We start from the raw sequence: 24,179 nt of genomic DNA, 5'->3' as shown, positions 1-24,179 counted from the left end.
ACAGGTGTTGAAAGGCTGGGGTATCCATGATGGTAGACCTCAAGGTGATGGCCTACTTCAAGCTTAGCCTTTCAACACATAATTGGGACAGCGCCATGCAAAAGGCCCCACCGGATGGCGGGGCCTTTTCTTTGCTGCAAGGGCTGCAAATCAGTAGTAAGAGTGGTCGCCGCGCTGGTGCTCGGTGGCGTCTTTCACGCCGTTGAGTTCGCCCGGGAATTTCTCCAGCAGCTGCTTCTCGATCCCCTCTTTAAGGGTGTAATCGACCATGGAGCAACCGTTGCAACCACCGCCAAACTGCAGGATGGCCAGTTTGTCTTCGGTCAGCTCGACCAGGGTGACCTTGCCACCGTGACCAGCCAGCATGGGGTTCACTTCGGACATCAACACGTACTCGATGCGCTCGATCAGCGGCGCGTCGTCGGCCACTTTACGCATCTTGGCGTTCGGTGCCTTCAGGGTGAGCTGGGAGCCCATCTGATCGGTCACGAAGTCGATGGTGGCATCCACCAGGAAGGGGGCGCTCAGGGGATCGACCATACAGTCGAAGCCGCTGAAGGGCAGGTGTTGATCTTCCGGGTCCACGGCATCGGGCGGGCAATACGATACGCCACACTCGGCATTCTGGGTTCCCGGATTGACCACAAACACCCGGATATTGGTGCCATCAGGCTGTTTTTCCAGCAGTTTACGGAAATGGGCCTGGGCGGCGTCGGAAATGCTGATCATCACTATCCTCATAAACCTGAGTGTACGACTAGGGTATTCATGATAACGCGGTTATTAATGCTTGGGTAGCATGCCGATGGCTACTTGCTGTGCCGCAGGGTACGACAGATCGCCCACACTTCCACCTTTGTGATGCCGCTCTCATGGAGCAAACGGCTGAGCTGACCAGCGGTGGCGCCTGTGGTCACGACGTCATCGAGCAGGGCGACATGGCGATAGTGGTGGGGGCGGATCCGGAATGCCCCGCGCAGATTGCGCCGCCGCTGCCCGGCGCTCAGGGTTGTTTGTTGCGGGGTCGCCTTGATGCGCTGCAACAGGGTGTTGTCGCAGGGAATGTCGGTGAACTCGCCAAGGGCTTGCGCGATCTCCTCCGCCTGATTGAACCCGCGCCGCCACTGCCGCCACCAGTGCAGGGGAACCGGAATGATCGCCTCCGGCGGCTCGCGGCTATCCAGATGATCGGCCAAGAGGCGTGCCAGTAGCGGCGCCAGCAGGATCTGGCCGGAATATTTAAGCCGGGGGATCAGCATGGGGTAGGGGATTTGGTAGTCGCCGATCACCTGCAACCGCTCCCAGGGGGGAGGTCTGCGTTGGCAGCGGCCGCAGACCGGTATGCTCTCTTCTATATAGTCAGCCAGCGGTGCGGCGCAGAGGTGGCATCTCGGCTGTGACTGGTGCAGCGCCTGCCGACACCAGCTGCAGAGCAGGGGCTCGTTGTCACAAGGCTGATGACAGAGGAGGCAACTCCCTTGCCAGTCGCCGTGGTTGCCGAGCAGCGGGCTTGCTTTAGCGAGCAGTCGCTTTAACATGCTGACCCCAAGAGCATGAACAGGGATCTTGAGTCTAGATGAGCATATCGGTAGAGCAGTTTGGCCAGGGGCCCGATCTGGTGCTGTTGCACGGTTGGGGGATGAACGGTGCGGTCTGGCATGGCATTGCCCAACAGTTGGCGCCCCACTATCGGGTTCATCTGGTAGATTTGCCCGGTTTTGGCAACAGCCTGCTGGCAGACGAGGTGGATTACAGCCTGCCCTGGCTTGCCGAGCAGGTGGCCGCCATCTTGCCGCAGAAGTGTCATCTGCTTGGCTGGTCGCTCGGCGGTCTGGTGGCAAGCCAGTTGGCGCTGACGCATCCCGATCGGCTGCACTCCCTGCTCACCGTGGCCAGCTCTCCCTGCTTTATGGCGCGGCACGAGTGGCCCGGAATTGCCCCCAAGGTACTGACCGGCTTCAACCAGATGTTGGCGGGGGATTTTCGCCAGACCATAGAGCGCTTTCTGGCGATCCAGGCAATGGGCAGTGAACATGCCCGAGATGATATCCGTCAGTTGCGCCACTGGCTGGCCGAGCGCCCGGCGCCCCAGTTTGCCGCACTCGAGGCCGGGCTGACGCTGTTGGCCGACATTGACCTACGCGAACCGCTGCGGGAGCTGGATCTGCCTTGGTTGCGGATCTATGGCCGACTGGATTCATTGGTACCCAAGGCGGCCATTCCCCTGCTGGATGATCTCTACCCTGCCAGCCGCAGCGTGACCCTTAATAAGGCCTCACACGCACCTTTTATCTCCCACCCTGACGAATTCATTGAAATCGTTCGAGATTTTGTTGGCTAAAAAACAGCCTGCAAGCTTCATTAATCCTCTGGTCTGGCGGATAATTAAGCTGTGACCAGAGGAGTAACACCATGCGTATTGATTCTGCTTTCAACAGCGGGGTTCAGGGATTTCAGCGAGCCGAGCAGATTGCCGACAAGGCATCCAATCAGATCGCCCGCCTCAACACCCCCAGCGGGGATCAGGTGCAAGTGACCGATGAGCTTGTCAATCTCAAGGTGGCCGAGCAACAGGCTGGCGCTTCCGCCAAGGTAGTGCAGACTGCCAGCGATATGATGGGAACCCTGATCGACATCCGGGTGTGAGATGAACATCAATGTCAGTCTGCCTCCCCTTATCCCGACACAGCTGCAACCCCAGGTGGAAGCGGCGAGGACGGATAATCGCCGGGCAGAACTGATCCCGCAGGCCCGAGCGGGCCAAGCCTCCGTTGCCGAATCTGAAGTCGGCTCCCAGAAAGAGAAATCCAAAGCCGCTCAGGCCTCCAGCAATCAGACCTCCCAGAACAGCCGTGAAACCGGGCAATTAGCGCCGACGACACTGCCAGACAATCGCTTTGTCGAGGCCACCGGTGAGGATGGGCAGCGCAAGCAGCAAGATCCCAAACAGCAGGAGCAGCAACAGCGGCAAGAGCAGCAGGTTCAGGATCTTGTCGAGCGTGACAAGGAGGTGCGTACTCACGAGCAGGCGCACCAGTCTGCGGGTGGAGAGTACGCCAGCTCGCCCACCTATCAGTTTACGCAAGGGCCGGATGGCAAGCGTTATGCAACGGGTGGCGAAGTCCAGATCGATACCAGTGTCGTACCCGGTGACCCTGCCGCTACCATCGCCAAGATGCAGCAGATCCGCTCTGCGGCGCTGGCGCCTGCCGAGCCTTCCGCGCAGGATCTGGCCGTCGCGCGCAGCGCCGCCGCCAGTGAAGCCAAGGCACGCAAAGAGCTGATGGTCGAGCAGAGCGCGAAATCGGGCGGTGTGCTGAGCGCCTATATGGACAAGCGCAACAGCGTCATCGCGGGCCACTATCAACAGGCTGTCAGCCCGGCTTCTACCCAGTCCCTCAGTCTGCATATCTGAATCACCCTCGCCAAACTTTCAGCTGCTTTGCCTGTTTTGCAACTAACCTGAAGATCAGGCCCATTCCAATTTCACAGGAGCTGTCATGCATTTCGATGAAGTCAAAGCGGAAGATTTCACCACCTTCTCCCGTGTACCGCCCCCCCACCTGCAGATGGAGCAATTTCTGATGCAGCTCGGAGGAGGAGGAACTGAAGGAACCAGTTTCAAGAAGAAAGTGATGCTGGCGGCTGGCTGGAGTCACACCGGCGTCGTCTCTTACGGCAAGTATCCACAAGAGGCCTGCAAGGCATTCAACCGACTGCGGGAGGTGCTGGCTCAGCATGGAGAGCCCGAGAGTATTCTTGCTGCCCTGACGCAGTGATCCTGAGCTTCGCGTGTAAAAAAGCCCCTTGCGGGGCTTTTTGCATTCAGAGGCGTTCCGGACGGTGTCGTTACTTTTTCGCTTTGGAGAGCGCCGCCGCGAAGGCGTTGCCCATGGCACCACCCATTGGGGCGTTTTGGCGCTGCTCATTTCTTGGTTTGGCGTTGCCTGCGCTACTGTTGCGCGCTTCAGCTGGTTTGCGGGCGGGCTGCCCTGCCTTTTCGTCGAGGCGCATGGTCAGGCTGATCCGCTTGCGCGGGGCGTCCACTTCCAGCACCTTGACCCGCACAATGTCGCCCGCCTTGACCACCTCGCGGGGATCCTTGACGAAACGGTCGGTCAGGGAGGAGATATGCACCAGACCGTCCTGATGAACACCGATATCGACGAAGGCGCCGAAGTTGGTGACGTTGGTGACTACCCCTTCCAGCACCATCTCTGGCACCAGGTCGCTGATCTGCTCCACCCCTTCCTTGAAGGCCGCGGTTTTGAACTCGGGGCGCGGGTCGCGGCCCGGCTTGTCCAGCTCGCCGATGATGTCGGTGACGGTAGGTACGCCGAATTGCTCATCGGTGTAATCGGCCGGTTTCAGGCTGCGCAGCAGGCTGCTGTTGCCGAGCAGGCTCTCCACGGTCTGTTCCAGCTTGGCGAGGATCCGCTCCACCACCGGATAGGACTCGGGGTGCACCGCCGAGCTGTCGAGGGGATTGCTGCCGCCGCGAATGCGCAGGAAGCCGGCGCACTGTTCGAAGGCTTTGGGGCCGAGTCGGCTCACTTTCAGCAACTGCTGACGGCTCTTGAAGGCTCCGTGCTCATCCCGGTAGGCGACAATGTTCTGGGCCAGCGTCTGGGAGAGGCCGGAAACCCGGTTGAGCAGGGCGACCGAGGCGGTGTTCACATCCACCCCGACTGCGTTTACGCAATCCTCGACCACGGCATCCAGTCGGCGGGCCAGCTGGCTCTGGCCGACGTCATGCTGATACTGGCCCACCCCGATGCTCTTGGGGTCGATTTTGACCAGCTCGGCCAGCGGGTCTTGCAGACGGCGGGCGATGGAGACGGCGCCACGGATCGAGACGTCGAGATCCGGGAACTCCTGAGAGGCGAGCTCGGAGGCGGAGTAGACAGAGGCCCCTGCTTCGCTGACTACTATCTTCTGCGCCTTGGCGGCGGGGTAGCGCTCGAACAGATCGCTGACCAGGCGGTCGGTCTCCCGCGAAGCGGTGCCGTTGCCGATGCTGATGAGCTCGACCTTGTGTTTCTGGCACAGCTCGCTCAGGGTCTTGAGGCTCTGATCAATCTGGCGTTTCGGTTCGAACGGATAGATGGTGGCGTGATCGACCAGCTTGCCGGTGGCATCCACCACGGCAACCTTGACCCCGGTGCGGATGCCCGGATCCAGCCCCATGGTGCAGCGCATGCCCGCCGGGGCCGCCATCAGCAGATCCTTGAGGTTCATGGCGAACACCTTGATTGCCTCCTCCTCTGCCGATTCGCGGATGCGACCGATCAGCTCTGTCTCCATCTGAAGCGACAACTTGATCTTCCAGGTCCAGCTCACCACCCCTTGCAGCCACTTGTCGGCCGGGCGGTTCTTCAGATTGAGCTTGAGGTGGTGGGCAATGATCCCTTCGCAGGGGCTGGCACTCTCATCGTCACCGGTGACCAGAGCCAGATTGAGGATCCCCTCATTGCGACCGCGCAACATGGCCAGTACCCGGTGTGAGGGGGCCTTGTGCAGGGGTTCGTCGTGCTCGAAATAGTCCTTGAACTTGGCCCCTTCCTGCTCCTTGCCTGCCACCACGCGGGCGCGCAGGGTGGCGTTCTGCCACAGGTAGTCCCGCAGCTTCTCCAGCAGGTCGGCTTGCTCGGCGAAGCGTTCCATCAGGATATAGCGGGCGCCGTCGAGGGCAGCCTTGCTGTCGGCAATGCCCTGTTCGGGATTGAGGAAGGTGGCTGCAGCTTGCTCGGGATCCTGCATCGGGTCGCTGAGCAGCAGGTTGGCAAGCGGCTCCAACCCGGCTTCGATCGCCATCTGCCCCTTGGTGCGGCGCTTGGGCTTGTAGGGGAGGTAGAGATCTTCCAGCCGGGTCTTGCTGTCGGCGCCATTCAATTCGCGCATCAGCTCGGGGGTCAGCTTGCCCTGCTCTTCGATGGAGCGAATGATCACCTGACGGCGATCTTCCAGTTCACGCAGATAGCCGAGGCGGCTCTCCAGAGTACGCAGCTGGCTATCGTCCAGACCGCCAGTCACCTCTTTACGGTAACGGGCGATAAAGGGCACGGTCGAGCCTTCATCCAGCAGGCGCACAGCGGCCTGCACCTGCTCCGGGCGAGCATTGAGCTCACCGGCAATCTGTCTCTCTATGGTTTGCATCATGATGTTGTTGAGGGCCTCTGTGGTCGAGTCCGCGCCATCAGGCGCCAAGTGTGAGCACTATATGGGGTCGTGTTGCGGGATGCCACCCTGCGCCGGGGTTTGCACCAGTCAGACTGATAAAGTCGCAGGGGAGGGCGTTTATCTTGCCATTGCACCTGTGACTCAGGATGTGCCTGTGGCAAGCAGTCCGGCTATTTGGGGTAGCTGATCTCGTTGATATACCAGCAGACGTCACCAACTGGCGTACGGACGATGGCCTCATCACCGACCTCTTTCTTGAGCAGGGCGCGGGCCATGGGGGAGTCGATGGAGATGTAATCCTTGCGCTCGAAGATCTCGTCATAGCCGACGATGCGAAAGCGCTTGGTCTCGCCCTCTTCGTTTTCCACCTCGACCCAGGCGCCGAAGAAGACCTTGCCCTCCTGCGCGGGGGCATAGTCGACGATTCCCAGCTCTTCGAGGCATTTGCGCAGGTAGCGCACCCGCCGGTCGATCTCCCGCAGCCGCTTCTTGTTGTACTGGTAGTCGGCATTTTCGCTGCGATCCCCCAGGCTGGCGGCCCATGCCACCTTCCTGGTGACCTCGGGGCGCTCCTGGCGCCAGAGGAAATCGAGCTCTTCTTTCAGCTTGTTGTAGCCTTCGCGGGTGATCAGCTTTGTCTTCATGGTGATGCGGACCTGGTCAAAGAGGGGTATTCATCGCTAACTGCTCGGGAATATTAGCTTTTGTCCTCTTGCTGTCGAGGGAAATCGTGATGGCTCGGCTGGCGCCATTCAGGGAGTAGCTGGCCAGCGCAGAGACTTGATGGCCATCACGCTCTCGGGACGGGTAATAACCGGTAACATATTTGTGCTTTGCTCCCGCTATATCCCCCCCTAGTATTGGGGGCAGCTAAAGAATGAAGAGGCAAAGCAATGAGTCAGCAGCAATACAAGGTCCTGGTCGTGGACGATGACCTGAAATTACGTACCCTGTTGGAACGCTATCTCACCGAGCAGGGATTCGTGGTGCGCGGCGTGGCTAATGGCGAACAGGCCGATCGCCTGCTGACTCGTGAAAACTTCAGCCTGATGGTGCTCGACCTGATGCTGCCGGGGGAGGATGGGCTCTCCATCTGCCGCCGTCTGCGCGAGGCTGGCAACCAGATCCCAGTGCTGATGCTCACCGCCAAGGGGGATGAAGTGGATCGCATCGTCGGGCTCGAGATGGGGGCCGATGATTATCTGCCCAAGCCGTTCAACCCCCGCGAACTGCTGGCGCGGATCCGTGCCGTGCTGCGCCGCCATACCGTCGAGCTGCCGGGGGCACCCTCTGTTGCAGAGAAAGTGGTCAACTTCGGCGCCTTCCAGCTCAATCTGGCGACCCGCGAGCTGAGCCGGGATGGTGAGCCGATGGCGCTCACCAGCGGTGAATTTGCGGTGCTCAAGGTACTGGTCAGCCATCCGCGCGAGCCGCTCTCTCGCGACAAGCTGATGAATCTGGCCCGTGGCCGCGAATACACCGCCACCGAGCGCAGCATCGACGTGCAGGTCTCTCGCCTGCGCCGTCTGCTGGAACAGGATCCGGCCCAGCCCCGCTACCTGCAGACCGTCTGGGGTCTGGGGTATGTGTTCGTGCCAGATGGTGACGGTGCATGAAAAAGGTCGGCAGCATGTTCTCGCGCATGCTCTGGTTTCTGGCTGCCGTTCTGGTGGTCTATCAAGCAGTCTCCTACGTCACCTTCTACAACTATCTGCTGGCGCCAACCGTCAAGCAGATCAGTCACTTGCTGGCCAATCAGGTCAAGCTGATCTTTCCGGTCAACACAGAACAACTGGCGCTGAGTGAAGATGCCGAGGCGCTGGTCTATGTGACGACCGGTACCGACATCTATACCCAGAGCGAGGCGGTGCAGCATGGCTTCAACGATGCCAAGCCGTACCCCTATCTGGAGGAGAACATCAGTCGCGAACTGGGTGGCCCGGCCAAGGTGCGGGTCGAGATCCAGGATCACTACATCATCTGGATCCAGCCGCCGCAGGCCAGCAAAATCTGGGTGCGGATCCCGCTGACCGAGATTGAAGATGACGATATCGAACCCCTCATCATCTATCTGAGCGTGCTGCTGGTGATCACCCTGTTTGCGGCCTGGCGCTTTGCCCGGCAGCTGGTGCGCCCGCTCGAGGATCTCGAGGCTGGTGCCGTTGCTGTTGCCAGGGGTCATTTCCCCGAGGCGCTGGGGGAGCTTGGCTCACGGGAGGTGCGGCGACTGACCCGCACCTTCAACCACATGTCGCACTCCATCAAGAGCCTGATCGAAGAGCGTAACCTGATGATGGCGGGGGTTTCCCACGATCTACGCACCCCGCTGACCCGCATCCGGCTGGCGACCGAGATGATGTCCTCCGGTGACGAGTACCTCAAGGAGAGCATCAACGCCGACATCGATGAGTCGAATGCCATCATCGATCAGTTCATCGATTACATCCGCCCGGATGAGGGTCAGGATCTGGAGCCGATCGATCTGACCCAGCTGGTGCACGATACCTTGCTGATCTACTCGGAGCAGGGGCTGGAGGTCGATCTGGCGCTGCCGCAAGAGGCGGTGCGGGTGGCCTGCAATCCGGTCAGTATCCGGCGGGTGCTGAACAACCTCTCAAGCAACTCGCAGCGTTATGGGGCGAGCCGCTTGCATGCCGAGCTCAAGGACGATGGGCACTGGGTGCGCTTGCGCCTCTCCGATGATGGCCCCGGCATTCCGGAGCAGGACTATTCCCGGGTGCTCAAGCCGTTTACTCAGGGGAATGTGGCGCGGACCGTCGGCGGTAGTGGGCTGGGGTTGGCTATCGTGGCCAAGATAGTCGCCCAGCACCACGGCACTATCCGGCTGGGAAGCTCGGATCTCGGCGGCTTGCTGGTCGAGATGCGGCTGCCGAAACATCAGCCACAGGAGTGGATGGATTGAGAGAAGGGCGTATCCGTGGATACGCCCTTCTGCATGGTCAGCTCTTTGTTTCGACTGATGCACGATAGCGTTTGCCGTACTTGAGCTGCTGGATCAGCAGGGCGGCAACGATGAGCGCCAACCCGATGGGGGTGGCCGGATGGATGGCTTCGCCGATCAACAGGTTGAGCAGCACCAGTGAGGCAAACGGCGAGATGAAGATGAGGTTGCTGATGGGGGCCGTGTTGGTGGCATGGCGCAGCGCCATCAGCCAGAGCACGAAACCGAAGCCCATTTCGAACAGTCCCACATAGATAGCTCCAGCCCATCCCTGCCAGGCGGTCATGGCAAAATCGGAGAGCAACCAGGTTGCAACGACGATAAAAGGCAGGCTGATCATAAAACCGAGCAACAGGCTGACAATGGGATCGCCCTGATTGCGGGTGTTGAGGATCCAGTAGCTGGCCCAGATGAGGGTCGAGACCAGCGCCAGCGTCACGCCGAGGGGGCTGTCGAACTGCCGGCCGAATACATCCCCTCTGGTGGCGATCACCAGCGCGCCAAAATACCCCAGCACGATAGCGACGCCATCACGCCGACGCAGCTTCTGGCCGAGGAAGGGGACGGCCAGCAGACTGAGGGTAATGGCCCAGGTGTAGTTGAGGGTCTGTGCCTGCTGGGCAGGCAGCAGATCATAGGCTTTGAACAGCAACAGGTAATATAGAAAGGGATTCAGCACGCCCAGAGTCAGGTAGTAGAAAGGGCGGGCCTTGATGTAGCTCCCCAGCAGCGGCAGTTTGCCCTGTTTGGCGACGACGGCTGTCAGCGTGAGAGTCGAGGTGAAGGCGGCCACAAGCAACAGTTGCACAGGTTCGAAATAGGCGAGGGAGATCTTGAAGGCTGTGGCGACCGTCGACCAGAGGGCAACGGCGCAAAGGCCATACTGATAGGCTTTCTTTTGATCTTTGAGCATGGGATGTCGTTCCACTGACAGAGGCAAGCGCACAGTCTACCAGTCTGCTTGTAACATTGTCGTTACCTTGGTGGTGGCAGCAGAGTGTGTTGCCGCAGGCGAGATCCATCTGTCACATAAAACTGCGCATAATCTGTTCGCTCTCCCTTGCGCAAATTTGAAAAATCCGTATAATCCTCTCCGCTTACCCATGAGGTAAGCCAGACGATATGTCTGCTGCTGAGTTTCCTGTTTACAGGAGCTAGCCATACAGTCCTCCCGATATGGGGGGAAACGTGAAAAATCACACCTCTGGCGGGAGAAATCTCGGTCGGGCGGTGTTGATTTATGTTCTTTTATCTATTGGAGCTCTGTCAATGCAGAACCAAAGAATCCGTATCCGCCTGAAGGCTTTTGATCATCGCCTGATTGATCAATCCACTGCGGAAATCGTTGAAACTGCAAAGCGCACTGGCGCGCAGGTTCGCGGTCCTATTCCGCTGCCGACTCGCAAAGAGCGCTTCACCGTCCTGATCTCCCCGCACGTCAACAAAGATGCGCGTGATCAGTACGAGATCCGCACTCACAAGCGTCTGGTAGACATCGTTGAGCCGACTGACAAGACCGTAGACGCCCTGATGCGTCTGGATCTGGCAGCTGGTGTAGACGTCCAGATCAGCCTGGGTTAATTACGGAAAGAGGTTGATAACAATGACAATCGGTCTTGTAGGTCGCAAAGTGGGTATGACTCGCATCTTCACTGAAGATGGCGTTTCTATCCCGGTGACTGTTATCGAAGTTGAAGCTAACCGTGTAACTCAGGTCAAATCTGTAGAAACCGACGGCTACAACGCTATTCAGGTTACCACTGGCGCCAAGAAAGCCAGCCGTGTGACCAAGCCGGAAGCTGGCCACTTCGCCAAAGCTGGTGTAGAAGCCGGTCGCGGTCTGTGGGAATTCCGCCTGAACAACGGTGAAACTTTCACTGTTGGTAGCGAGCTGAAAGTAGATCTTCTCGCTGACGTTAAGCTGGTAGACGTTACCGGCACATCCAAAGGTAAGGGCTTTGCTGGTACTGTTAAGCGCCACAACTTCCGCACCCAGGATATGACCCACGGTAACTCCTTGTCTCACCGCGTTCCGGGTTCTATCGGTCAGAACCAGACTCCGGGTCGTGTATTCAAGGGCAAAAAGATGGCTGGTCACATGGGTGCTGAGCGTGTAACGACTCAGAACCTGGAACTGGTTCGTGTTGACGCTGAACGCAACCTGCTGCTCATCAAAGGTGCAGTACCGGGTGCAACCAACGGCAACGTGATCGTCAAACCTGCCGTCAAAGCGTAACGTCTGAGGAGATAGTAATGGAATTGGTAATGAAAGACGCCAAGAGCGCTCTTGAAGTTTCCGAGACTACCTTCGGGCGCGAATTCAACGAAGCTCTGGTTCACCAGGTCGTCGTTGCATATGCCGCTGGTGCCCGTCAGGGTACTCGTGCGCAGCTGACTCGCTCTGAAGTGTCTGGTGGCGGCAAAAAGCCGTGGCGTCAGAAGGGTACTGGTCGTGCCCGTGCTGGCTCCATCCGTTCGCCCATCTGGCGTTCCGGTGGTGTGACTTTTGCTGCTAAGCCGCAAGATCACAGCCAGAAAGTAAACAAGAAGATGTACCGCGGCGCTATCCGTAGCATTCTGTCCGAGCTGGTACGTCAAGAGCGCCTGATCGTTGTTGAGAAGTTCGGCATCGAAGCTCCGAAGACCAAAGAACTGATCGCCAAGCTGAAAGAAATGGAACTGACTGACGTTCTGATCGTGACTGCTGAAGTCGATGAGAACCTGTTCCTGGCTGCTCGCAACCTGTACAAAGTTGACGTGCGTGACGTTGCCGGTATCGACCCGGTCAGCCTGATCGCTTTCGACAAGGTTCTGATGACTGCTGACGCAGTTAAGCAAATCGAGGAGATGCTGGCATGATCCGTGAAGAGCGTCTGCTGAAAGTTCTGAAGGCTCCGCACATCTCTGAAAAGAGCACCATGGTTGCAGAAAAGCAGAACACTATCGTGTTCAAAGTTGCTGTTGATGCTACCAAGGCGGAAGTCAAAGCTGCAGTTGCGAAACTGTTCGAGGTCGAAGTTGAGACCGTCCGTACCCTGAACATGAAGGGTAAGACCAAGCGCGCAGGTGCACGCGTAGGCCGTCGTTCCGATTGGAAAAAGGCTTATGTGACCCTGAAAGCTGGTCAGGACATCGACTTCATGGGCGCAGCCGAGTAAGAGGAGTTCTCAAAAATGGCAATCGTTAAGTGCAAGCCTACTTCTCCGGGCCGCCGCCACGTCGTCAAGATCGTCAATCAAGAGCTGTACAAGGGCAAGCCCTTCGCCGCTCTGCTGGACAGCAAAAGCAAGTCCGGTGGTCGTAACAACAACGGCCGTATCACTACCCGTCATATCGGTGGTGGTCACAAGCAGCACTACCGTATCGTCGACTTCAAGCGCGACAAAGACGGTATCCCGGCTAAAGTAGAGCGCCTGGAATACGATCCGAACCGTACCGCTAACATCGCTCTGGTGTTGTATGCAGACGGTGAGCGTCGTTACATCCTGGCTCCGAAAGGCCTGAAAGCTGGTGACGCGATCGCTTCTGGTGCTGATGCAGCCATCAAGGTAGGTAACGCCCTGCCGATGCGCAACATCCCGGTTGGTTCTACCGTTCACGCTGTAGAGATGAAGCCTGGTAAAGGTGCCCAGCTGGCTCGTTCCGCTGGTACTTTCATCCAGATCCTGGCTCGTGAAGGTAACTATGTAACTCTGCGTCTGCGTTCCGGCGAAGTACGTAAAGTTCTGGCCGAGTGCCGCGCTACCATCGGTGAAGTCGGTAACTCCGAGCACATGTTGCGTCAACTGGGTAAAGCCGGTGCAAACCGCTGGCGTGGTATTCGTCCGACCGTTCGCGGTATGGCGATGAACCCGGTTGACCACCCGCACGGTGGTGGTGAGGGTCGTAACAAGGGCATGCAGCCTGTGTCCCCATGGGGCCAGAAGGCTAAAGGCTTCAAGACCCGTAAGAACAAGCGTACCGACAAGTACATCGTACGTCGTCGTAACAAGTAATTGTTAACATAGAGGAATCACCATGCCACGTTCTCTCAAGAAGGGTCCATTTATTGACCTGCACTTGCTGAAGAAGGTAGAGAAAGCGGTGGAAAGCGGGGATAAAAAGCCGGTTAAAACCTGGTCCCGTCGTTCAATGATCATCCCGAACATGATCGGTTTGACCATCGCTGTCCATAATGGTCGTCAGCACGTTCCGGTTTTCGTTACCGAAGAAATGATCGGTCACAAACTGGGTGAATTCGCACCGACTCGTACTTATCGCGGCCATGCTGCTGATAAGAAGGCTAAGAAGCGCTAAGGGATAAATGATGGAAGCTATCGCTAAACACCGTTATGCCCGTACTTCTGCCCAGAAAGCTCGTCTGGTAGCCGATCAAGTACGTGGTCTGTCCGTAGACAAGGCTCTGAATATCCTGACCTTCAGCCCGAAAAAGGCTGCAGTGCTGGTTAAGAAAGTGCTGGAATCTGCCATTGCAAACGCTGAGCACAACGAAGGCGCCGATATCGACGCGCTGCGTGTTGCTACTATCATGGTCGACGAAGGTCCCTCCATGAAGCGCATCCGTCCGCGTGCCAAAGGTCGTGCGGATCGTATCCTCAAGCGTACCGCTCACATCACTGTAGTGGTATCCGACGCTAAGGCTGGGAGATAAGCAATGGGTCAGAAAGTACATCCTAATGGCATTCGCCTGGGTATTACCAAGCCTTGGAATTCTACCTGGTTCGCGAACACCAAAGACTTCGCTGACAACCTGTACAGCGATTTTCAAGTACGCCAGTTCCTGACCAAGGAACTGAAAAATGCGTCCTTGTCCAAGATTACCATTGAGCGTCCGGCCAAGAGCATCCGTGTGACCATTCACACCGCTCGTCCGGGTGTTGTCATCGGTAAGAAAGGCGAAGACGTTGAGAAGCTGCGCAAAGCTGTAGCCACTATTGCTGGCGTGCCTGCTCAGATCAACATTTCCGAAGTCCGCAAGCCGGAGCTGGATGGCAAACTCGTTGCCGACAGCATCACTTCCCAGCTGGAGCGTCGTGTAATGTTCCGTCGTGCTATGAAGCGCGCCGTACAGAACGCAATGCGCCTGGGTGCCAAGGGCATCAAAGTGGAAGTTTCCGGTCGTCTGGGCGGCGCTGAAATCGCGCGTACCGAATGGTACCGTGAAGGTCGTGTGCCGTTGCACACCCTGCGTGCCGACATCGACTACGCAACTTCTGAAGCCCACACCACTTACGGTGTGATCGGCGTTAAAGTTTGGATCTTCAAGGGCGAAGTTCTGGGCGGTCTGGCTGCTGTTAACGCTGCCGCTGCTCAAGAGCAAGCTCCTGCAAAGCCCAAGCGTGACAACAAGCGCCGCGCTGCTAAGTAAGGAGATTCGGTAAATGTTGCAACCTAAGCGTACTAAATTCCGCAAGACCCACAAGGGTCGTAACCGCGGTCTGGCCACCTCTGGTAACGAAGTATCCTTCGGTACCTTTGGCCTGAAGGCGACATCCCGTGGTCAACTGACTGCTCGTCAAATCGAAGCAGCCCGTCGTGCCATGACCCGTCACGTTAAGCGTCAAGGTAAGATCTGGATCCGTGTGTTCCCGGACAAGCCCATCACCGAAAAGCCCCTCGAAGTTCGTATGGGTAAAGGTAAGGGTAACGTGGAATACTGGGTTTGCCCGATCCAGCCTGGCAAGGTTCTGTACGAGATGGACGGTGTACCTGAGGCTCTGGCGCGTGAAGCGTTTGCCCTGGCCGCAGCTAAGCTGTCTGTTCAGACCACTTTCGTAATTAAGACGGTGATGTGATGAAAGCCCAAGATCTGCGTCAAAAGAGCGTCGAAGAACTGAACCAGGAGCTGCTGGGCCTGCTGCGTGAGCAATTCAACATGCGCATGCAAGCGTCCACCGGCCAGCTGGCTCAGACTCACACTCTGAAACAAGTGCGTCGTGACGTCGCACGTATCAAGACTGTACTGACTGAGAAGGCAGGTGCGTAATGACTGACAAGATCCGTACTCTGCAAGGTCGTGTAATCAGCGACAAGATGGACAAGTCCATCACTGTTGCTATCGAGCGCAAGGTAAAGCACCCGATCTACGGTAAGATCATCAAGCGCACTACCAAGCTGCACGTGCATGACGAAAACAACGAGTGCAAAGCTGGCGACCTCGTGGAAATCCGCGAATGCCGCCCGCTGTCCAAGACCAAGTCCTGGACCCTGGTTGCCGTTGTAGAAAAGGCCTAATCGGTACTTTGTAGTCCAAGCGGCCCCTTTCAGGGGCCGTTTGTTTTTTAGGCTACCTTTTCTGAAAATCCTGTGTTATAGTTTCGCGCCTTTTGAAGGCAGCCAGATCCCATTAGGGATAAGAAGTAAACAAAGCGGAGCACTAAGATGATCCAGATGCAAAGTATGCTGGGTGTTGCCGACAACTCCGGCGCTCGCAGTGTAATGTGTATTAAGGTTCTGGGTGGCTCGCACCGCCGTTACGCCGGCATCGGCGACATCATCAAGGTTTCCATCAAGGAAGCCATTCCTCGCGGTAAAGTGAAGAAAGGTGATGTGTATAACGCGGTGGTCGTACGCACCCGTAAAGGCGTTCGTCGTCCGGACGGCTCTGTCATCCGTTTCGACAACAATGCGGCTGTGTTGCTTAACAACAACCAACAGCCAATCGGTACTCGTATTTTTGGCCCGGTGACCCGTGAACTGCGTAATGAGAAGTTCATGAAGATTGTGTCCCTGGCACCCGAAGTACTGTAAGGAGTCGAACGATGGCAGCTAAAATCCGTCGCGAAGACGAAGTGATTGTTCTTACCGGCAAAGACAAGGGCAAGCGTGGCAAAGTCACTCAAGTCCTGATTGCAAAAGGTAAGGTAATCGTGGAAGGCATCAACCAGGTGAAGAAACACCAGAAGCCGGTACCCGCACTGGGTCAGGCTGGCGGTATCGTCACCAAAGAAGCCCCCATCGATGTATCAAACGTAGCGCTGTTCAACTCTGCCACTGGCAAAGCTGACCGCGTTGGTTTCCGGATTGAAGACGGCAAAAAAGTCCGTTTCTTCAAATCCACCGGCGAACTTGTGAAGTAATTGGAGTTTAACGATGGCGAAACTGCATGATTACTACAAATCCGATGTAGTAAATGAACTGTCCAAGCAGTTCGGTTACAAGACTATCATGCAAGTCCCTCGGATCGAGAAAATCACCCTGAACATGGGTGTTGGTGAAGCGATCTCTGACAAGAAATTGCTGGAAAATGCTGCTGCCGATATGGCTGCCATTTCCGGTCAGAAGCCGCTGATCACCAAAGCTCGCAAATCTGTTGCGGGCTTCAAGATTCGTGAAGGCTACCCGATAGGTTGTAAAGTAACCCTGCGTGGCGAGCGTATGTGGGAGTTCCTGGAACGGCTGATCTGCATCTCCGTACCGCGTATCCGTGACTTCCGTGGCCTGAACGCTAAAGCGTTCGACGGTCGTGGTAACTACTCCATGGGCGTGCGTGAGCAGATCATCTTCCCGGAAATCGACTATGACAAAGTCGATCGCGTCCGTGGTCTGGATATCACCATCACCACTTCCGCGAATACCGATGAAGAAGGCCGTGCTCTGCTGGCTGCCTTTAACTTCCCATTCCGCAAGTAAGGTTAGGGTTATGGCTAAAACATCCATGAAAGCGCGCGAAGCAAAGCGTGCCAAGCTGGTAGCCAAGTACGCGACCAAGCGTGCCGAGCTGAAAGCTATCATCGTTGACATGAACGCTTCTGAAGAAGCGCGTTGGGATGCTGTTCTGCAACTGCAACAGCTGCCCCGTGATTCCAGTCCGTCCCGCCAGCGTAACCGTTGCAATATTACTGGTCGTCCGCACGGTTTCCTGCGCAAGTTTGGCCTGTCTCGCATCAAGGTGCGTGAGCATGCCATGAAGGGCGAAATTCCGGGCCTGAAGAAGGCTTCTTGGTAACGAATCTCGGGAGTTAGACTTATGAGCATGCAAGATCCGATCGCGGATATGCTGACCCGCATCCGTAACGGTCAGGCGGCGAGCAAAGTTGCGGTTTCCATGCCTTCTTCCAAGCTGAAAGTGGCTATTGCCAAAGTGCTGAAAGAAGAAGGTTACATCGCTGGCTACTCCGTAGCTGGTGACGTGAAGCCGGAACTGGAAATTGAACTGAAATATTTCCAGGGCAAGCCAGTTGTAGAACTGATCCAACGCGTAAGCCGTCCAGGCCTGCGTATTTACAAGCGCACTACTGATCTGCCGAAAGTTATGGGCGGTCTCGGTGTTGCTATCGTGTCCACGTCTAAAGGTGTGATGACTGACCGTGCTGCTCGCAAAGCAAGCATGGGCGGTGAGATCATCTGCTACGTCGCTTAATAGGAGGTAGGAAATGTCTCGTGTTGCTAAGGCACCCGTCACTATTCCTGCTGGCGTAGAGGTGACTCTGAACGGCCAGGAACTGACCATCAAAGGTGGTAAAGGTTCTCTGGTTCGCTCTATTCACGCCGGTGTAGAAGTGACCAAAGAAGACAATGTACTGAAGTTCGCCCCGCGCGGCAGCATCGCTGGTGCTGACGCTCAGGCCGGTACTGCCCGTGCATTGGTCAACAACATGGTAATCGGTGTTACCCAAGGCTTCGAGCGCAAGCTGCAGCTGGTTGGTGTAGGTTATAAAGCCTCCATCAAGGGCAATGCTGTTGCGCTGGCTCTGGGCTTCTCTCACCCGGTAGAGCATGCGCTGCCGGCTGGTGTGACCGCTGAGTGCCCGACTGCTACAGAAATCGTTCTGCGTGGCGTCGACAAGCAGCTGGTTGGCCAAGTCGCCGCCGATATCCGTGCTTACCGCGCTCCGGAGCCCTACAAGGGCAAGGGTGTACGCTATGCCAACGAGCAAGTGCGTACTAAAGAAGCTAAGAAGAAGTAAGGTAACACTATGGACAAGAAAGCAGCTCGTCTCCGTCGTGCTACTCGTGCTCGGAAAAAGATGCAGGAACTGGGAGCTACCCGTCTGGTTGTTCACCGTACCCCGCGTCATATCTATGCGCAGGTTATTGCAGCCAACGGTTCCGAAGTTCTGGCCTCTGCTTCCACAGTAGAGAAAGCCATCAGTGAAGCTCTGAAATACACCGGTAACGCAGATGCTGCTACCGCTGTAGGTAAGGCTATCGCTGAGCGTGCTATTGCCAAAGGCGTTCAGAACGTATCTTTCGATCGTTCCGGTTTCAAGTATCACGGTCGCATCGCTGCCCTGGCAGCTGCCGCACGTGACGCTGGTCTTCAGTTCTAAGCTAGGAGTCGAAGATGGCTAAAGTCGAATCTCAAGCCGGCGAACTGCAAGAAAAGCTCATTGCAGTAAACCGTGTTTCGAAAACTGTTAAAGGTGGTCGTATCATGTCCTTCACCGCGTTGACCGTGGTGGGTGATGGTAACGGCCGTGTAGGTTACGGTTACGGTAAAGCCCGTGAAGTTCCGGCTGCTATTCAAAAAGCAATGGAACAGGCTAAGCGTAACCTGAACAAGGTTGAGCTGAACAACGGCACTCTGCACCACCCGGTGCGTGGTGTTCACTCTGGCTCCACCGTGTTCATGAAGCCGGCCTCCCAAGGTACTGGTATCATTGCAGGCGGCGCTATGCGTGCTGTTCTGGAAGTTGCCGGTATCCACAACGTGCTGGCCAAGACCTACGGTTCCACCAACCCAATCAACGTTGTTCGCGCTACTGTAGACGCTCTGGTTCACGGTCAATCACCGGAACAGATCGCTGCCAAGCGTGGTCTGCGCGTTGAAGAAATTCTGGGGTAATGCGACATGGCTAACACTGTAAAAGTAACTCAAACTCGCAGCTCTATCGGCCGTCTGCCAAAGCACAAGGCGACTCTGCGTGGTCTGGGTCTGCGTCGCATTGGTCACACCGTTGAGCTGGAAGATACTCCTTGCGTACGCGGCATGATCAACCAGGTTTATTACATGGTTAAGGTGGAGGGCTAAGCATGCGTCTGAACACTCTGTCTCCGGCCGCTGGTTCCAAGCCTGAAAAACAACGTCGTGGTCGTGGTATCGGCTCCGGCCTGGGCAAGACTGGTGGTCGTGGTGTTAAAGGCCAAACCTCTCGTTCCGGTGGCGGCAAAGTTCGCAACGGTTTCGAAGGCGGCCAGATGCCTTTGAAAATCCGTCTGCCGAAGTTCGGTTTCTTCTCTCGCAAATCTTTGGTTTCTGCCGAAGTGCGTCTGAACGAAATCGCCCTGGTAGAAGGTGATGTGGTCGACCTGAGCACTCTGAAGCAAGCCGGTGTTGTTACTAAGAACATCGTGTTCGCTAAAGTTGTTCTGTCAGGCAACATTGACCGTGCTGTGACCGTTCGTGGTCTGTCCGTCACCAAAGGTGCACGCGCAGCCATCGAGGCCGCTGGCGGTAAAATCGAGGAATAATCAGTACAATGGCTAAGAAACCAGGATTGGATGTTAAAGCACAGGGTGGTCTGAGTGAACTGAAGAGCCGTCTGCTCTTCGTTCTCGGGGCGATTATCGTTTTCCGTGCAGGCTCTTATGTGCCGATTCCTGGTATTGACGCCGCCGTACTGGCCGAGTTGTTCCAGCAACAGAAGGGCACCATCATTGAGATGTTCAACATGTTCAGTGGTGGTGCACTCTCGCGTGCTTCTATTCTTGCGTTGGGGATCATGCCGTACATTTCGGCATCGATCATTATCCAGCTGCTGACAGTGGTTCACCCCGCTCTTGCTGAACTCAAGAAAGAAGGTGAATCCGGCCGTCGCAAGATTAGCCAATATACCCGTTGGGGCACGCTGGTTTTGGGAACTTTCCAGGCCATTGGTATTGCAACCGGTCTGCCGAATATGATGCATGGACTCGTGACTAATCCGGGTCTAGGCTTCTATTTCACAGCGGTTGTGAGTCTGGTCACCGGTACCATGTTTTTGATGTGGTTGGGTGAGCAGATTACCGAGCGTGGGATTGGTAATGGTATCTCGTTGATTATTTTCACAGGTATCGTTGCTGGTCTGCCGCATGCCATTGGCGCTACGGCCGAACAGGCACGTCAAGGGGAATTGCACATCCTGCTGTTGTTGTTGCTGGGCTTGATTGTTTTCGCAGTGACTTACTTTGTGGTGTTCGTGGAGCGTGGTCAGCGTCGTATCGTCGTTAACTATGCCAAGCGTCAACAAGGCCGCCAGGTATTTGCCGCGCAAAGCACACACCTGCCGTTGAAAGTGAATATGGCTGGTGTGATTCCTGCGATTTTCGCATCCAGTATCATCCTCTTCCCGGGGACCATTACCTCTTGGTTTGGTCAGGGCGAGGGTAAAGTAGCTGATATCCTGCAACAGGTCTCTATGGTCCTGCAGCCGGGTCAACCGCTTTACGAGATGCTGTATGCAGCAGCCATTATCTTCTTCTGCTTCTTCTATACCGCGCTGGTGTTCAACCCCCGCGAGACAGCAGATAATCTGAAGAAGAGTGGAGCCTTTATCCCGGGGATTCGCCCGGGCGAGCAGACAGCACGTTACATCGATAAGGTTATGACTCGCCTGACATTGGCAGGTGCGCTCTATATAACCTTTATCTGTCTGGTACCCCAGTTCTTGATGACTGCCTGGAACGTACAGTTCTACTTCGGTGGCACTTCGCTGCTGATTATTGTGGTAGTTATCATGGACTTCATGGCTCAGGTACAAACCCATATGATGTCTCATCAATATGGCGACGTCCTGAGGAAGGCCAACCTGAAGGGCTACGGCCGCTAAAGGTCGGCGTAGTTACGGAGTTAAGCAATGAAAGTTCGTGCTTCCGTTAAGGCAATCTGCCGTAACTGCAAAATCATCAAGCGTCACGGTGTGGTGCGTGTGATTTGCAGCGAGCCAAAGCATAAACAGCGCCAAGGCTAATTTTTTACGGTTAGTACTTGCAACAAATAGTTGTGCTGGCTAATATAGCCAGCCAACTTTTGTTGTGTATTGGTTGACCGCCACGTATCCGCTCACGGGCTTTGTGGTGGTCGTAATCTACTATATGTAGGAGTGAATAGTGGCCCGTATCGCTGGCATTAACATTCCTGACCATAAGCATGCAGTCATCGCTTTGACTGCGATTTATGGCGTCGGTCGTACCCGCTCCAAGGCCATCTGTGCCGCAGCCGGTATCGCTGAGAATGTGAAAATTAAAGACCTGGACGAAGCTCAGATCGAGAGTCTGCGTGAACAAGTAGGTAAATTCACCGTTGAAGGTGACCTGCGTCGTCAGATTTCCATGAACATCAAGCGATTGATGGATCTGGGTTGCTACCGTGGTTTGCGTCACCGTCGTAGCCTGCCTGTTCGTGGTCAACGTACCAAGACCAACGCTCGTACCCGTAAGGGTCCGCGCAAGGCTATCAAGAAGTAACGGGAAGGTAGAAAATGGCTAAAACTCCGACTCGTGCTCGCAAGCGCGTTAAAAAGCAAGTGAGCGACGGTATTGCGCACGTTCATGCATCTTTCAACAACACAATCGTGACCATTACTGACCGTCAGGGCAATGCTCTGTCTTGGGCTACTTCTGGTGGTTCCGGTTTCCGTGGTTCTCGTAAGTCCACCCCGTTCGCTGCTCAGGTAGCTGCCGAGCGCGCTGGTGAGATGGCCAAAGAATATGGCGTCAAGAACCTGGAAGTCATGGTCAAAGGTCCGGGTCCCGGTCGTGAGTCTTCCATCCGCGCCCTGAACGCGGCTGGTTTCCGCATCACTAACATTACTGATGTGACTCCGATCCCGCACAACGGTTGTCGTCCTCCCAAGAAGCGCCGCGTATAACGCTGTAGCTACTTGGTCTAGGATTGTTGGAGAAAGAAGATGGCAAGATATATCGGTCCTAAGCTTAAGCTTAGCCGTCGTGAGGGCACCGACCTCTTCCTGAAGTCAGGTGTTCGTGCGATTGATTCTAAGTGCAAGATTGACACCGCCCCTGGTCAGCACGGTGCGCGTAAAGCGCGTCTGTCCGACTACGGTGTTCAGCTGCGCGAGAAACAAAAAGTTCGTCGTATCTACGGCGTATTGGAAAAACAGTTCCGCAACTACTACCGCGACGCTGCCCGTCAAAAGGGTAACACCGGTGAAAACCTGTTGCAGCTGCTGGAAGGTCGTTTGGACAACGTTGTTTACCGTATGGGCTTCGGCGCTACCCGTGCTGAATCTCGTCAGCTGGTGAGCCACAAGGCCATCATGGTAAACGGTCGCGTTGTGAACATTCCTTCTTTCCAGGTTTCCCCTGAGGACGTGATCTGCGTTCGTGAGAAGGCTAAGAAGCAAGCGCGTATCAAAGCTTCCCTGGAAGTTGCTGGTCAGCGTGAGAAGCCGACTTGGGTAGAGGTTGACGCCGCTAAAATGGAAGGTGCTTTCAAGCGTCTGCCAGAGCGTTCCGACCTGTCTGCCGACATTAACGAACAGCTGATCGTCGAGCTTTACTCCAAGTAAAGCTAGCTTCTAAAGAGAGGACACAATGCTGGGTTCTGTAACAGATTTTCTTAAACCGCGGCTAGTTGACATCGAGCAAGTTAGCCCGACTCATGCGAAAGTGACTCTTGAGCCACTCGAGCGTGGCTTTGGTCACACGCTGGGCAACGCCCTGCGTCGTATTTTGCTGTCATCTATGCCCGGTTGTGCAGTTACTGAAGTCGAAATTGACGGGGTACTGCATGAGTACAGCAGCAAAGAAGGTGTACAGGAAGACATTCTTGAAATCCTGCTCAACCTGAAAGGTATCGCTGTGAAGCTGGAAGGCAAGGACGAGGTAACTCTGTCCCTGACCAAGTCTGGAACAGGCCCCGTTACCGCTGGTGATATCACTCACGGTGATGAAGTCGAGATCGTAAACCCGGAGCACGTAATCTGCCACCTGACTGGTGCCAATGCTGAAATCAGCATGCGCCTGAAAGTTCAGCGCGGTCGTGGTTATGTGCCTGCTTCTGCTCGTGTTCACAACGATGACGAAGAGCGCCCGATTGGTCGCCTGCTGCTGGACTCCGCGTTCAGCCCCATCGTTCGTATTGCCTACAATGTTGAGGCAGCACGTGTGGAACAGCGTACCGACTTGGACAAGCTGGTCATCGACATGGAGACCAATGGTACCCTGGATCCTGAAGAAGCCATCCGTCGTTCTGCCACTATTCTGGCCGAGCAACTGGAAGCTTTCGTGGATCTGCGCGATGTCAGCGTGCCCGAGAAGAAAGAAGAGAAACCCGAGTTTGATCCGATTCTGCTACGTCCTGTCGATGATTTGGAGCTGACAGTTCGTTCTGCGAACTGTCTGAAGGCAGAAGCTATCCACTATATTGGTGATCTGGTACAGCGTACCGAAGTTGAGTTGCTTAAGACTCCTAACCTCGGTAAGAAGTCCCTGACTGAGATCAAGGACGTGTTGGCCTCCCGTGGTCTGTCTCTTGGCATGCGCCTTGAGAACTGGCCGCCCGCCAGCATCGCTGACGAGTAATCCAGATTACGGGTTTCACAGATTTAGTTAGAAGGATAAGGTCATGCGCCATCGTTTGAGTGGTCGTCAACTGAACCGGAACAGCAGCCATCGTCAGGCAATGTTCCGCAACATGGCCAGCTCCCTGGTTCGTCATGAGATCATCAAGACGACTCTGCCTAAGGCAAAAGAGCTGCGTCGTGTAGTTGAACCGCTGATCACCCTTGCCAAGACTGATAGCGTTGCTAATCGTCGCCTGGCATTTGCCCGTACTCGCGATAACGCGATCGTGGCTAAGCTGTTCAATGAACTGGGCCCGCGCTACCTGGAGCGCGCCGGCGGTTATACTCGCATTCTGAAATGCGGTTTCCGTGCAGGCGACAACGCCCCTATGGCTTATATTGAGCTGGTAGACCGCCCGGCCGCTGCTGAAGCAGCTGCTGAGTGATAAAGAAAAAGCCGGGCTTGTCCCGGCTTTTCTTTTAATCCATTCTGATACTGCCTCAACTGCCTCAACTGCCTCAACTGCCTCAACTGCCTCAACTGCCTCAACTGCCTCAACTGCCTCAACTGCCTCAACTGCCTCAACTGC

The 24,179-nt window shown here is 56.0% G+C and carries 39 protein-coding genes; 34 read left to right on the top strand and 5 right to left on the bottom strand.

What is annotated here, in order from left to right; genetic code table 11:
- Positions 1-150: 150 nt before the first annotated feature.
- Positions 151-729, bottom strand: a complete 579-nt coding sequence (gene nfuA / locus AB5Y92_RS12560) for a Fe-S biogenesis protein NfuA (RefSeq protein WP_005340636.1) — start codon at positions 727-729, stop codon at positions 151-153.
- A gap of 80 nt (positions 730-809) precedes the next feature.
- Positions 810-1,538, bottom strand: a complete 729-nt coding sequence (locus AB5Y92_RS12555) for a ComF family protein (protein ID WP_335828352.1) — start codon at positions 1,536-1,538, stop codon at positions 810-812.
- A gap of 38 nt (positions 1,539-1,576) precedes the next feature.
- Here AB5Y92_RS12555 and bioH point away from each other — a divergent pair, with 38 nt between their 5' ends.
- The 4 genes from bioH (at position 1,577) to AB5Y92_RS12535 (ending at position 3,779) form a co-directional block, all read left to right on the top strand.
- Positions 1,577-2,341: a pimeloyl-ACP methyl ester esterase BioH gene (bioH, locus tag AB5Y92_RS12550; protein WP_368226882.1), complete on the top strand. Its 765-nt coding sequence runs from the start codon at positions 1,577-1,579 to the stop codon at positions 2,339-2,341.
- 71 nt (positions 2,342-2,412) lie between these two features.
- Positions 2,413-2,646, top strand: coding sequence for a flagellar basal body rod C-terminal domain-containing protein (locus tag AB5Y92_RS12545; RefSeq protein WP_005340632.1), 234 nt, complete (start codon positions 2,413-2,415; stop codon positions 2,644-2,646).
- A 1-nt stretch (position 2,647) separates the two neighbouring features.
- Positions 2,648-3,415, top strand: a complete 768-nt coding sequence (locus AB5Y92_RS12540; protein ID WP_368226881.1) for a putative metalloprotease CJM1_0395 family protein — start codon at positions 2,648-2,650, stop codon at positions 3,413-3,415.
- An 85-nt stretch (positions 3,416-3,500) separates the two neighbouring features.
- Positions 3,501-3,779 (top strand): hypothetical protein, encoded by a 279-nt coding sequence (locus tag AB5Y92_RS12535; RefSeq protein ID WP_005355353.1) that lies wholly within the window; start codon positions 3,501-3,503, stop codon positions 3,777-3,779.
- A 70-nt stretch (positions 3,780-3,849) separates the two neighbouring features.
- Here AB5Y92_RS12535 and AB5Y92_RS12530 read toward each other — a convergent pair whose 3' ends face one another.
- Positions 3,850-6,159, bottom strand: coding sequence for a Tex family protein (locus AB5Y92_RS12530; RefSeq protein WP_368226880.1), 2,310 nt, complete (start codon positions 6,157-6,159; stop codon positions 3,850-3,852).
- 191 nt (positions 6,160-6,350) lie between these two features.
- Positions 6,351-6,824: a transcription elongation factor GreB gene (greB, locus tag AB5Y92_RS12525; RefSeq protein ID WP_005355349.1), complete on the bottom strand. Its 474-nt coding sequence runs from the start codon at positions 6,822-6,824 to the stop codon at positions 6,351-6,353.
- Positions 6,825-7,073: 249 nt separating this feature from the next.
- Here greB and ompR point away from each other — a divergent pair, with 249 nt between their 5' ends.
- Together ompR and envZ are read left to right on the top strand one after the other, a co-directional pair.
- On the top strand, positions 7,074-7,796 hold the full coding sequence (gene ompR, locus AB5Y92_RS12520) for a two-component system response regulator OmpR (RefSeq protein ID WP_368226879.1): 723 nt from the start codon (positions 7,074-7,076) through the stop codon (positions 7,794-7,796).
- Positions 7,793-9,103 carry a two-component system sensor histidine kinase EnvZ gene (gene envZ, locus AB5Y92_RS12515; RefSeq protein ID WP_005340624.1) on the top strand — a complete coding sequence of 437 codons (1,311 nt, stop codon included), beginning with the start codon at positions 7,793-7,795 and terminating at the stop codon, positions 9,101-9,103. The genes ompR and envZ overlap by 4 nt, the downstream gene beginning before the upstream one ends.
- Positions 9,104-9,140: 37 nt before the next feature.
- Here envZ and AB5Y92_RS12510 read toward each other — a convergent pair whose 3' ends face one another.
- Complete coding sequence (locus tag AB5Y92_RS12510) at positions 9,141-10,055, bottom strand: DMT family transporter (RefSeq protein ID WP_368226878.1); 915 nt, start codon at positions 10,053-10,055, stop codon at positions 9,141-9,143.
- A gap of 356 nt (positions 10,056-10,411) precedes the next feature.
- Between AB5Y92_RS12510 and rpsJ the strand changes: the two genes are divergently transcribed.
- The 28 genes from rpsJ to rplQ all read left to right on the top strand — a co-directional run bounded on the left by rpsJ (position 10,412) and on the right by rplQ (position 24,035).
- A complete protein-coding gene (rpsJ, locus tag AB5Y92_RS12505) occupies positions 10,412-10,723 on the top strand; it encodes a 30S ribosomal protein S10 (protein ID WP_005307944.1) in 312 nt (103 codons plus the stop codon).
- 22 nt (positions 10,724-10,745) lie between these two features.
- Positions 10,746-11,378 carry a 50S ribosomal protein L3 gene (gene rplC, locus AB5Y92_RS12500; RefSeq protein ID WP_005340620.1) on the top strand — a complete coding sequence of 211 codons (633 nt, stop codon included), beginning with the start codon at positions 10,746-10,748 and terminating at the stop codon, positions 11,376-11,378.
- Between the two features lie 17 nt (positions 11,379-11,395).
- Positions 11,396-12,001, top strand: a complete 606-nt coding sequence (rplD, locus tag AB5Y92_RS12495; RefSeq protein ID WP_005340616.1) for a 50S ribosomal protein L4 — start codon at positions 11,396-11,398, stop codon at positions 11,999-12,001.
- Complete coding sequence (gene rplW / locus AB5Y92_RS12490) at positions 12,001-12,300, top strand: 50S ribosomal protein L23 (RefSeq protein WP_342690021.1); 300 nt, start codon at positions 12,001-12,003, stop codon at positions 12,298-12,300. The genes rplD and rplW overlap by 1 nt, the downstream gene beginning before the upstream one ends.
- A 15-nt stretch (positions 12,301-12,315) precedes the next feature.
- Positions 12,316-13,137 carry a 50S ribosomal protein L2 gene (gene rplB, locus AB5Y92_RS12485; RefSeq protein ID WP_005340614.1) on the top strand — a complete coding sequence of 274 codons (822 nt, stop codon included), beginning with the start codon at positions 12,316-12,318 and terminating at the stop codon, positions 13,135-13,137.
- Positions 13,138-13,159: 22 nt separating this feature from the next.
- Positions 13,160-13,438 carry a 30S ribosomal protein S19 gene (rpsS, locus tag AB5Y92_RS12480; RefSeq protein ID WP_005307960.1) on the top strand — a complete coding sequence of 93 codons (279 nt, stop codon included), beginning with the start codon at positions 13,160-13,162 and terminating at the stop codon, positions 13,436-13,438.
- A 10-nt stretch (positions 13,439-13,448) separates the two neighbouring features.
- Positions 13,449-13,793, top strand: a complete 345-nt coding sequence (gene rplV, locus AB5Y92_RS12475; protein WP_005319741.1) for a 50S ribosomal protein L22 — start codon at positions 13,449-13,451, stop codon at positions 13,791-13,793.
- Positions 13,794-13,796: 3 nt separating this feature from the next.
- A complete protein-coding gene (rpsC, locus tag AB5Y92_RS12470) occupies positions 13,797-14,510 on the top strand; it encodes a 30S ribosomal protein S3 (protein WP_005307962.1) in 714 nt (237 codons plus the stop codon).
- Between the two features lie 13 nt (positions 14,511-14,523).
- On the top strand, positions 14,524-14,937 hold the full coding sequence (gene rplP / locus AB5Y92_RS12465) for a 50S ribosomal protein L16 (RefSeq protein ID WP_005340612.1): 414 nt from the start codon (positions 14,524-14,526) through the stop codon (positions 14,935-14,937).
- Positions 14,937-15,128: a 50S ribosomal protein L29 gene (gene rpmC / locus AB5Y92_RS12460; protein WP_005307965.1), complete on the top strand. Its 192-nt coding sequence runs from the start codon at positions 14,937-14,939 to the stop codon at positions 15,126-15,128. Before rplP ends, rpmC begins: the two co-directional genes overlap by 1 nt.
- Positions 15,128-15,376 carry a 30S ribosomal protein S17 gene (gene rpsQ, locus AB5Y92_RS12455; protein ID WP_005307966.1) on the top strand — a complete coding sequence of 83 codons (249 nt, stop codon included), beginning with the start codon at positions 15,128-15,130 and terminating at the stop codon, positions 15,374-15,376. The genes rpmC and rpsQ overlap by 1 nt, the downstream gene beginning before the upstream one ends.
- A 147-nt stretch (positions 15,377-15,523) precedes the next feature.
- A complete protein-coding gene (rplN, locus tag AB5Y92_RS12450) occupies positions 15,524-15,892 on the top strand; it encodes a 50S ribosomal protein L14 (protein WP_005307975.1) in 369 nt (122 codons plus the stop codon).
- Between the two features lie 11 nt (positions 15,893-15,903).
- A complete protein-coding gene (gene rplX, locus AB5Y92_RS12445; protein ID WP_005307977.1) occupies positions 15,904-16,221 on the top strand; it encodes a 50S ribosomal protein L24 in 318 nt (105 codons plus the stop codon).
- A gap of 13 nt (positions 16,222-16,234) precedes the next feature.
- On the top strand, positions 16,235-16,774 hold the full coding sequence (gene rplE / locus AB5Y92_RS12440; RefSeq protein ID WP_005331162.1) for a 50S ribosomal protein L5: 540 nt from the start codon (positions 16,235-16,237) through the stop codon (positions 16,772-16,774).
- 10 nt (positions 16,775-16,784) lie between these two features.
- Positions 16,785-17,090 (top strand): 30S ribosomal protein S14, encoded by a 306-nt coding sequence (gene rpsN, locus AB5Y92_RS12435; RefSeq protein WP_005340609.1) that lies wholly within the window; start codon positions 16,785-16,787, stop codon positions 17,088-17,090.
- A gap of 21 nt (positions 17,091-17,111) precedes the next feature.
- Positions 17,112-17,504: a 30S ribosomal protein S8 gene (rpsH, locus tag AB5Y92_RS12430; protein ID WP_005307980.1), complete on the top strand. Its 393-nt coding sequence runs from the start codon at positions 17,112-17,114 to the stop codon at positions 17,502-17,504.
- Positions 17,505-17,517: 13 nt separating this feature from the next.
- On the top strand, positions 17,518-18,051 hold the full coding sequence (gene rplF / locus AB5Y92_RS12425; RefSeq protein ID WP_005340607.1) for a 50S ribosomal protein L6: 534 nt from the start codon (positions 17,518-17,520) through the stop codon (positions 18,049-18,051).
- 9 nt (positions 18,052-18,060) lie between these two features.
- On the top strand, positions 18,061-18,414 hold the full coding sequence (gene rplR / locus AB5Y92_RS12420) for a 50S ribosomal protein L18 (RefSeq protein WP_005340606.1): 354 nt from the start codon (positions 18,061-18,063) through the stop codon (positions 18,412-18,414).
- Between the two features lie 14 nt (positions 18,415-18,428).
- Positions 18,429-18,929 carry a 30S ribosomal protein S5 gene (gene rpsE / locus AB5Y92_RS12415; RefSeq protein ID WP_005340605.1) on the top strand — a complete coding sequence of 167 codons (501 nt, stop codon included), beginning with the start codon at positions 18,429-18,431 and terminating at the stop codon, positions 18,927-18,929.
- 6 nt (positions 18,930-18,935) lie between these two features.
- On the top strand, positions 18,936-19,115 hold the full coding sequence (gene rpmD, locus AB5Y92_RS12410; RefSeq protein ID WP_005307985.1) for a 50S ribosomal protein L30: 180 nt from the start codon (positions 18,936-18,938) through the stop codon (positions 19,113-19,115).
- Positions 19,116-19,117: 2 nt separating this feature from the next.
- The gene (gene rplO / locus AB5Y92_RS12405) at positions 19,118-19,555 is read left to right on the top strand and encodes a 50S ribosomal protein L15 (RefSeq protein ID WP_005340604.1); all 438 of its coding nucleotides are present in this window, start codon (positions 19,118-19,120) and stop codon (positions 19,553-19,555) included.
- A gap of 8 nt (positions 19,556-19,563) precedes the next feature.
- On the top strand, positions 19,564-20,892 hold the full coding sequence (secY, locus tag AB5Y92_RS12400) for a preprotein translocase subunit SecY (RefSeq protein ID WP_005340602.1): 1,329 nt from the start codon (positions 19,564-19,566) through the stop codon (positions 20,890-20,892).
- Positions 20,893-20,919: 27 nt separating this feature from the next.
- Positions 20,920-21,033 carry a 50S ribosomal protein L36 gene (gene rpmJ, locus AB5Y92_RS12395; RefSeq protein WP_005319705.1) on the top strand — a complete coding sequence of 38 codons (114 nt, stop codon included), beginning with the start codon at positions 20,920-20,922 and terminating at the stop codon, positions 21,031-21,033.
- A 139-nt stretch (positions 21,034-21,172) separates the two neighbouring features.
- Entirely contained in the window at positions 21,173-21,529 is a 357-nt protein-coding gene (rpsM, locus tag AB5Y92_RS12390) for a 30S ribosomal protein S13 (RefSeq protein WP_005307991.1), read from the top strand.
- Between the two features lie 14 nt (positions 21,530-21,543).
- The gene (gene rpsK, locus AB5Y92_RS12385) at positions 21,544-21,933 is read left to right on the top strand and encodes a 30S ribosomal protein S11 (RefSeq protein ID WP_005307993.1); all 390 of its coding nucleotides are present in this window, start codon (positions 21,544-21,546) and stop codon (positions 21,931-21,933) included.
- A gap of 39 nt (positions 21,934-21,972) precedes the next feature.
- Complete coding sequence (gene rpsD, locus AB5Y92_RS12380; RefSeq protein ID WP_005340600.1) at positions 21,973-22,593, top strand: 30S ribosomal protein S4; 621 nt, start codon at positions 21,973-21,975, stop codon at positions 22,591-22,593.
- Between the two features lie 25 nt (positions 22,594-22,618).
- Positions 22,619-23,608 carry a DNA-directed RNA polymerase subunit alpha gene (gene rpoA, locus AB5Y92_RS12375; protein WP_005307997.1) on the top strand — a complete coding sequence of 330 codons (990 nt, stop codon included), beginning with the start codon at positions 22,619-22,621 and terminating at the stop codon, positions 23,606-23,608.
- Positions 23,609-23,651: 43 nt separating this feature from the next.
- Complete coding sequence (rplQ, locus tag AB5Y92_RS12370) at positions 23,652-24,035, top strand: 50S ribosomal protein L17 (RefSeq protein WP_005307999.1); 384 nt, start codon at positions 23,652-23,654, stop codon at positions 24,033-24,035.
- Positions 24,036-24,179 lie beyond the last annotated feature (144 nt).

The organism is Aeromonas sp. R1-1 (assembly GCF_040908495.1).
GTDB classification, from domain to species: Bacteria; Pseudomonadota; Gammaproteobacteria; order Enterobacterales; family Aeromonadaceae; genus Aeromonas; species Aeromonas veronii.
This window is presented reverse-complemented; position numbering and strand designations above follow the sequence as displayed.